We start from the raw sequence: 7670 nt of genomic DNA, 5'->3' as shown, positions 1-7670 counted from the left end.
CCTTCAGCAAGCCAGATCATCGCAGGTCAGGAGCACCTTTCGTCTTTCAGGATCTTGTGTGAACCCAGCCCGATGAAAGCCCCGGGTTAGGCAGCGTGCGGGTGAGCGGCGGAGAAGCACGTCTCCAGTGGTCGCCGACGAGCGCACCGAGCCGAGCTACAACCCGCAGGTGCGCGGGGTCGAGCTGCTCACCCCGAAGCCGCTGGGGTGGGCACCCGGTTCCGCGCACATACGGGCAGCGCCGCCATGACGATCGGAGGAGGGTGACGGGCGTCCGGGGGACGTGGAGGTTGCTGATCTACCGTCCTCGGTGAAGTGGCCGACACGGTGACCTCACTGCAGTCTGAAGACCAGAAGCACGGCTCCGATCACGCCCGAACGGGCGACAACCCCGGCGCGCCGGTGTCCTCCTTCGAGGCGCGATGCTGAGAGGGCGGATCGAGGCTCAGGTGGCCAACGCGCGCGGCCTACGCGCGTCACTGCCTCAACGCCGCTCGAGCCATCCCTCCCAGGCACGACAGTCCTGGGCTTATCGGCTCGCCCCGTCTAGTAGTAGCCGGGGGGTCCGCTCGCTGTTGCGTCCATACCTGTCGATCGCCCTGATAACCCCCGACTGTGCTGCTCACCCTCGGCGCCATCTGCATCGTGCTGCACCTCGCCGAGCTGAACGGCAGGTGCCTCGATGATGGCGCGGTTGGCCCGCACGCGGCTGGGAATAGCCGGAGAACGTCGTGACTTGGAGCACACATGCGGATCGGGGTTCTCGGCAGTGGACAGGTCGGCCAGGCGCTGGGTCGGGGGTGGGCCCGTCACGGCCACGACCTCGTCCTCGGTACCGGCGACCCGCAGCGCACCCAGCTGCAGGAGTGGGCCGGGGAGACCGGCGCGCAGGTGGCCGGGTTCGCCAACGCTGCTCGCCACGGTGAGCTCGTCGCTCTCGCCCTACTGGGCACGGCCACGCTCGATGTGCTCGACCAGGTCGGTCCGGACGCCTTCGCGGGCAAGGTCGTCGTCGACGCCACCAACCCCCTGACCTTCGAGGGCAGCCGCCCCGGCCTCTTCGTCGGCCACACGGATTCCCTGGGCGAGCAGGTCCAGCGCGCGGTGCCCGACGCACGGGTCGTGAAGGCGTACAACACGGTGGGCAACGCGCTCATGGTCGACCCCCAGCTGCCCGGCGGTCCACCGACGATGTTCCTCGCCGGTGACGACGACGAGGCCAAGCAGACTGTCGTCGACCTGCTGGCCGCCACCGGGTGGGACAGCGCCGACCTCGGCGACATCTCGGCCGCCCGGGAGCTCGAGGCGATGTGCCTCGCCTGGGTGAAGTACGGCGCACGCACCGGCACGTGGAACCACGCGTTCCGGCTCCTGCGGGCCGACCGCTGACCCGCCACCGACCGCGCGCGCCCACGAGTGCGTCCTCGTCCTCCGAGTGAGGACCGATGGTCAGCGTGCACTGCGGAGCGAGGTCGCCGACATCCTGACGGCGGACGGCGTCCGGTCATGGCGGAGGCCCCTCAGGCACGGGCACGAGGGCCGAGGCGGCCGGGCGGGGCGCGAGCTTGACGATCAGGAGCCCGGACAGCGCGCTGACGGTGAGCGCTCCGGTTGGACCGAACACGGTCCACTGCGTCGCCACGTCGACACCGGCGAGTGTCGTGACGGGCCAGCCGAACGCCCACAGCGGGGGCATCACCACAGCCCAGGCCCACCGGGCACGCGCGCCGCCGGGCAGGGCGAGCGCCTGCGCCGGACCGAGGACGGCCCCGGTCAACGCTCCCATGACGGCGAGGTCGCCGAGCGAGGTGCCGTACCCGACGACGGAGGCCCACAGCAGCAGCCCCAGGCCCATCCCGATCGCGGTCCCGGGGATCCAGGTGCGACCGCGGAGTCGGCGGCGCGCGGCGCGGATCATGGCCGGCTACATCTCCACCGACCAGTACCTCTGGAGCCTGCACCGCGTCCTCGACGGCATCGCCACCAGAGCCGCGGCCGCCGAGGAGCGGTAGAAGGCGACGCCTGTCAACCAGCTCCACCTCGGCTACCGAGTCGCCCTCGACGACGTCGCGCAGGTCGGCGGCTGGGGATGCTCTCTACGGCTGTCACCCAGCGCGAGACGGCTTCACGCCCGGACCGACGTGGACGGACGGGACGACCGAATCGAGGAACTCCGCCACGACCTCGTGCACGGTGTCGCGGTCGTGCTCGTTGAGCACATCGTGCAGGTCGCCCGGGAACGTGCGTACCTGGACCTCGGGCAACTGCGCGGCCACGCGCCGGCTGTCCTCGACGGGCACCACCGGGTCGGCCTCGCCGTGGACGAGGAGCACAGGGACAGCGGGCCGGCCGGTGGCCATGCCCTCCGCGATCTCCGGCCAGGTGGCGACGAGCGCGTACAGCATCTCCGCCCGGAACCCACCCTTCCACGTCAGTGGGTCGTGGAGCAGCGCGTGGACGTACTCGGGGTGGGTGCTGAGAAGCTCGGTCGGGTCTCCCGCCTCGGTCTCGACCAGCCCGGCGGCCAGCTCGGCCTCCATCCAGTCCTGGGGACACAGCGGTCCCGCCGACAGGACGACGGCGTCGACCAGCTCGGGTGAGCGCAGGGCGAGCAGGGTCGCGGTCACGGCGCCCGCAGAGTGGCCGGCCACCGTCAGTGGCACGCCAGGGTGCTCCTCGCGCGCCAGCTCGAGCAGGCGCCGGGCATCGTCGACGTAGTGGTCCCAGGACCCGATGACAGCGCGCTCGCCGTCGCTGCGGCCGTGTCCCGCGACATCCAGGGCGTGCACCGCGTGCCCGTGGACGGTGAGCCGCTGAGCGAACGCGTCATAGAGCCCGAGGTGTTCGCCGTAGCCGTGGATCAGCACGACGGTGCCGCGGACGTCGCCGTCGGGCAGCCATCGATCGTGGAAGATGCGGCCGTGGCTGCCGGTGAAGGTGGACATGGTGGCTCCTTCTCTCGAAGCGGTCTCGAAGCGGTCGGCGCGGTCACGCCGCCGGCGTGGCGGCCGGGGACCCGAAGAACTCGGTGACGGGGACGGTGCCGGCGAAGACACCGAAGAAGCGCTCGGTTCGCCGGGGGTCGTCGCGTAGCCCGGCGAAGAAGGCCTGCATCTCGGGTGTCGGAGGCTCGAGGCGGGCCCGCTGGCAGGTGAACTCGTACATGGGCATGACCGCCGCGTTGCGACGACGCTCGTACCCGGCGAGCGCCTCGCCGGTGGGGCGCTCCTCGCGGAGCGCGGCGTCGAGGGCCTCGGCCAGGAGCTCGGCGTGGTGGAAGGCGTCGGTGATGCCCTGCGCGGTGCACGGGTCCTTGAGGTATCCGGCGTCGCCGACCAGCGCCCAGCCCGGGCCGTAGGGGCGGCGGAAGAAGCCCGGCACGGTCGAGCCGATCCAGCGCCCCTCCCGGCGCCCTGCGCGCATCTGCTCGGCGAGCTCGGGCGCGATCTCGTCGAGGGCGCGGAAGTACGCACCGGGACGGTCGGCGGCAGCGGCGTGGAAGTCCTCGAGGGCGAAGTTGACGCTGACCACCGTGAGCTCGTCGTGGGTCGGGAACGCGACCACGGACCGGTACGGGCGGGGATACAGCGTCGTGGTCGATGTAGGCACACCGCTCCAGTAGCTGAAGAAGGTCCCCAGGCTGGCCGGGCGCTCGAGGTAAAGGGGCGCGTCGACCAGGCGCGCCACCGTCGAGCGCATGCCGTCGGCGCCGATGACGATCGTTGCCGCAGCCTCGTACCTCTGCCCACCGGGACCTCGACCACCGATGCCCCGCACCCGCGGACCCTGCGGACCGGAATCCTCGACGAGAAGCTCGTCGACCGAGCAGGCCTCCCAGAGCTCGGCACCGGCACCGACGGCGGCCTCGACGAGGATCGCGTCGAGAATCTTGCGCCGGGGCGCGTAGGCGGCGTCGATCGGGCCCGACGGCGGGAACCCTCCCGAGAGGACGAACGGCCCGAGATCGATATGTCCGGTGGTGAGGGCCGGGCAACCGGAACCGACGAGCTCGCCGAGCAGACCCCACCGCTGCAGCGCAGCGACACCCGGCGGCCACACCAGGTGGTTCGACTGCGGCATGTCGCTGGGAAAAGTGGCCCGGTCGACGAGCAGCACCCGGTGACCGGCCCGGGCGAGGAGCATGGCGGTGGCGGCGCCGGCGCACCGGGCGCCCACGACGATCGCGTCGTACATCACGTGCCTCCGAGGGTCTCGTGGCCGGTTCCGGCCTGGTGGGAGCAGCGTGGAAGCCGGCCCTGTCGTCGCGGTGTCGTCGCGGTGTGGGACACCCGTGCCGGGCCGGTGGACTCCCGAGGGCAGCCGATGCAGCATCGCTTCCATCGAATGCGAACGGTGGGCCATGTCGATGCGGGCCCGCCCCGAGGAGGCGCGGGAAGGTGTTTCGTGTCCTGGGCCCGCTCGAGATCGAGGTGGACGGGGTCACGAGAAGGGTGTCCGGTGCGCGGGCGCGGGCCCTGCTCACCGCGCTCCTGCTGCGGGCGAACAGTGTCGTGCCCACGTCGTCACTCGTGGACGTGCTCTGGGGGGAACGGCCGCCGCGAGACGCGGCGAACGCCCTGCACCAGGTCGTGGGTCGGCTCCGGTCACAGCTCGGCGAGCTCGGCCGATCCCTGGTCACCCGTCCGCCCGGGTACGTGCTCGTCGTCGACGAGTCGTCCGTCGACGCCGAGCGCTTCACGGTCGGCTACCGGGTCGCCCGCGGGCTGTCCGACAGCGATCCCGCCCGGGCCGCCGCGCTGCTCGACGAGGCTCTGGCCTGGTGGCGGGGTCCCGCCTACGGCGAGTTCGCGGAAGGGTTCGCGCTCGCGGCCGCGGCCGGACTGGAAGAGCTCCGGGTGGCCGCCCTCGAGGACCGGGCGGCACTGCTGCTGAGCTGCGGCCAGACCGCCGAGGCGGTGGCCGCTGCGCGCGAGCTCGCCTCCCGCTGGCCGCTGCGCGAACGGCCGGTCGAGCTCCTCATGCGCGCCCTGCGTGCCGACGGCCGCGCCGGCGAGGCGCTCGAGGCCTTCCGCGGCTATCGGGAGGTCCTCGCGGAAGAACTGGGGCTCGATCCCGGCCCTGCGCTGCGGGACATCGAGGCCGACGTGCTGCGCGACGACGCGCCGCCTGCGCTGCGTACAGCGACACGCCGACCCGAGGTCGCGGCGCCGCGGGCGTCACCCGAACGTGTCGCGCCCGCCCTGCCCTGGCGCCCCGGTGCACTGCTCGGACGCGAACGCGAGCTGCGCCTCCTGCAGGGATGCCTGCAGAAGGAGCGCCTGGTGACCCTCGTCGGTCCAGGTGGGGTCGGCAAGACACGGTTGGCTCTCGAAGCGGCCCACGAGCTCGCGCGGGACCGCACGGTGTGGTGGGCCGACCTCACGACCGTGCGGGTCGACCGGCTCGTCGACACGCTGGCGGACACCACGGCGACCGACCTCCCGCGCACCGCCGACCCCGTCGGAACGCTGTGCACCACGCTGCGGGCCCATCGCGGCCTGCTGTGCCTGGATAACGCCGAGCACGTGCTCGACGCCCTGGCCCCCATCCTCGAGAGGCTCCACGACGCCGCTCCGGATATCACCGTCGTGACCACCACCCGGGAGCGGCTCGCGCTCGCGGACGAGCACGTCCACACGGTGACGCCGTTCCCGGTGTCTGGGAGCACCCTCGAGGACAACCCGGCGGTCCAGCTGTTCGTCTCTCGCGCCCCCGATCTCGAACCGGAGGGCCTGGACGGAGGCGACCTCGCCGTGGTCGTGGAGCTGTGCCGACGGCTCGACGGACTGCCGTTGGCCATCGAGCTCGGCGCTGCGTGCTCCTCGACCTTCGGTCTCGCCGAGCTCGCCGCCCGCCTCGGGCAGCGGCTCGACCTCCTGGCCGGCGGCCGGCGCACCGCCGCCGCCCGCCACCGCACCCTGCGCGCCGTCGTCGACTGGTCCTATGCGCTCCTCGGCGAGGACGAGGCACGGCTACTGGAGCGGCTCGTGGTCTTCCCCGGCACCTTCTCGCTCGGGGCCGCCGAGGCCGTGTGCGCCGACGACCAGCTGCCGCCGTCGTCGGTGGGACCGCTGCTGGCCCGGCTCGTCGAGCAGTCGTTGGTCCAGGCCGGGGCGGGCCACTTCTCGCTGCTCGAGACGCTGCGGGCCTACGCCGAGGAACTGCTGGACGAATCCCGTCGAGACGCACTGCGGGCACGGCACGCACACGTGACCGCGCAGCGCCTGACGACCCTGCGACGCCGGCTGCTGGCCCCACGACACGACGCGCCCGTGGCCGCCGCCGCGGATCTCGACGCGCTCCGGCCCGACCTGCACGCCGCGTGGGCGTACGCGGCCGAGCACGACCGGACGCTGGCCGTCCGGCTCGCCGGTGATGTCATGGAGTACGCCTACTACAGCCAACGACTCGACCTCCTGGAATGGGGACGCGAGGTCGCCGCGTGGGACCCGACCGACGCCGTGTCCCCGCTCCTGCCGGACGCGCTCGCCGCCGGAGCTGCGGCGTGCTGGGCGGTCGGATCGATGAGGGAGGCCGCTGAGCTCGCCGCGCGTGGGGTGGCGGCCGCCGGTGGCGACACGTCCCCGGGCGCCGCGCACGCGATCAACCAGCGCGCCTGCCTGGCGATGTTCGCCGGGCGCAGCGAGGAGGCCGCTGCCCTGTTCGCCCGCGCGGCCTCGCTGCACGAGGCCGCGGGTCAGCCGGTGCGCGCGTTGCTGTGCGAGATCTCCGTCTGGCAGGCGACCAGCTACCGGCGCGGCGAGGACGGCGCGAACGAGGCCGCGGCCCGGATGGGCGATCTGCTCGCCCGCGCCCGCACCCTCGGCCACCCGAGCGCGCTGGCCTGGGCGCACTACGTGCACGGCGAGGCCGTCGCTGATCTCGCCGTCGACCGGGCCCTGGCCGACTACGCCGCCGCGATCGGGGCCAGCTCGGCGGTGGGCAACCGGCTGTTCGTCATGCTCGCCCGCACGTCGGCGGTGCGGCTGACCGCCCGGCACGCGCCGGTGGCCGAGGCCCTCGAGGAGCTCGAGCAGGTCGTGACCCAGTGGGAGGACCTCGGCAGCGAGGCCACGCAGTGGTGGGTGCTGTTCAACCTGGTCGTGTTGATGGTGCGCGCAGGGTCGGACCGCGACGGTGCGGTGCTCGCCGGAGCCGCGCTGGCGGCAGGCGCCCGTCACCCCAGCTTCCCGCGCGACGAGGCGGTCCTGGAGGACACCCTTCGGCAGCTCCGTGACCGCCTCGGCGACGAAGCGACCGACACGGCGCTCGCCGAGGGCGCCACACTCCCGTTCGCGACATCCGTGACCTGGGCCCGACGAGCCGTCCGCGCGGCCGGGCCTCGAGCGGCGCGCGTCCCGGAGCCGCGCTAACGAGCGGTCGACACATTCCGCTGCTCCGCGGACCGGTGACTCGGATCGACGGTCCCCGTCGGCTCTCGGAGACCCAACGCCCCCAAGGACCGAGTGGCGACTGCCCGCGGCGATCATCGGCTGATGAGCCGGCTCACGCGAGCCGAAGGGTGCCGGGCCGAAGGTCCCGGGCCGAGGTCCGCGCTCGACAGGTCCGGGGGCGTGGCCCTTGACCTGCCACACGCCGAACGTGGAGCCCCCGCGCGAAAGCGTGGCGCACCACGCAAGAGCGCCTCGGTCTCGGCGCGCTTCGCACCA

At 72.9% G+C, this 7670-nt stretch carries 5 protein-coding genes; 2 read left to right on the top strand and 3 right to left on the bottom strand.

Translation table 11 applies throughout. The features are described 5' to 3' along the window. The first annotated feature begins 747 nt into the window (after positions 1-747). Positions 748-1389: an NADPH-dependent F420 reductase gene (locus tag PHK61_RS31380; protein ID WP_274284967.1), complete on the top strand. Its 642-nt coding sequence runs from the start codon at positions 748-750 to the stop codon at positions 1387-1389. 115 nt (positions 1390-1504) lie between these two features. On the opposite strand, the gene PHK61_RS31375 is transcribed toward PHK61_RS31380, so the two are convergent. The 3 genes from PHK61_RS31375 to PHK61_RS31365 form a co-directional block, all read right to left on the bottom strand. Next, a complete protein-coding gene (locus PHK61_RS31375) occupies positions 1505-1918 on the bottom strand; it encodes a hypothetical protein (RefSeq protein WP_274284966.1) in 414 nt (137 codons plus the stop codon). A gap of 187 nt (positions 1919-2105) precedes the next feature. Continuing rightward, complete coding sequence (locus tag PHK61_RS31370) at positions 2106-2945, bottom strand: alpha/beta fold hydrolase (protein WP_274284965.1); 840 nt, start codon at positions 2943-2945, stop codon at positions 2106-2108. A gap of 43 nt (positions 2946-2988) precedes the next feature. Next, entirely contained in the window at positions 2989-4194 is a 1206-nt protein-coding gene (locus PHK61_RS31365; RefSeq protein ID WP_274284968.1) for an NAD(P)/FAD-dependent oxidoreductase, read from the bottom strand. A gap of 203 nt (positions 4195-4397) precedes the next feature. Here PHK61_RS31365 and PHK61_RS31360 point away from each other — a divergent pair, with 203 nt between their 5' ends. Next, the gene (locus PHK61_RS31360; protein ID WP_274284964.1) at positions 4398-7373 is read left to right on the top strand and encodes an AfsR/SARP family transcriptional regulator; all 2976 of its coding nucleotides are present in this window, start codon (positions 4398-4400) and stop codon (positions 7371-7373) included. The last annotated feature ends 297 nt before the right edge of the window (positions 7374-7670 follow it).

Origin of the sequence: Actinomycetospora lutea, assembly GCF_028737205.1 — a bacterium.
Classification (GTDB): domain Bacteria; phylum Actinomycetota; class Actinomycetes; order Mycobacteriales; family Pseudonocardiaceae; genus Actinomycetospora; species Actinomycetospora lutea.
Note: the sequence above shows the minus strand (reverse complement) of the source record. Positions and strands in the feature narration are given on the sequence as shown.

Bases quoted from the DNA above. Each gene is read 5' to 3' on its own strand.
- PHK61_RS31380 (WP_274284967.1), top strand. From the start codon at position 748: ATGCGGATCGGGGTTCTCGGCAGTGGACAGGTCGGCCAGGCGCTGGGT.
- PHK61_RS31375 (WP_274284966.1), bottom strand. From the start codon at position 1,918: ATGATCCGCGCCGCGCGCCGCCGACTCCGCGGTCGCACCTGGATCCCC.
- PHK61_RS31370 (WP_274284965.1), bottom strand. From the start codon at position 2,945: ATGTCCACCTTCACCGGCAGCCACGGCCGCATCTTCCACGATCGATGG.
- PHK61_RS31365 (WP_274284968.1), bottom strand. From the start codon at position 4,194: ATGTACGACGCGATCGTCGTGGGCGCCCGGTGCGCCGGCGCCGCCACC.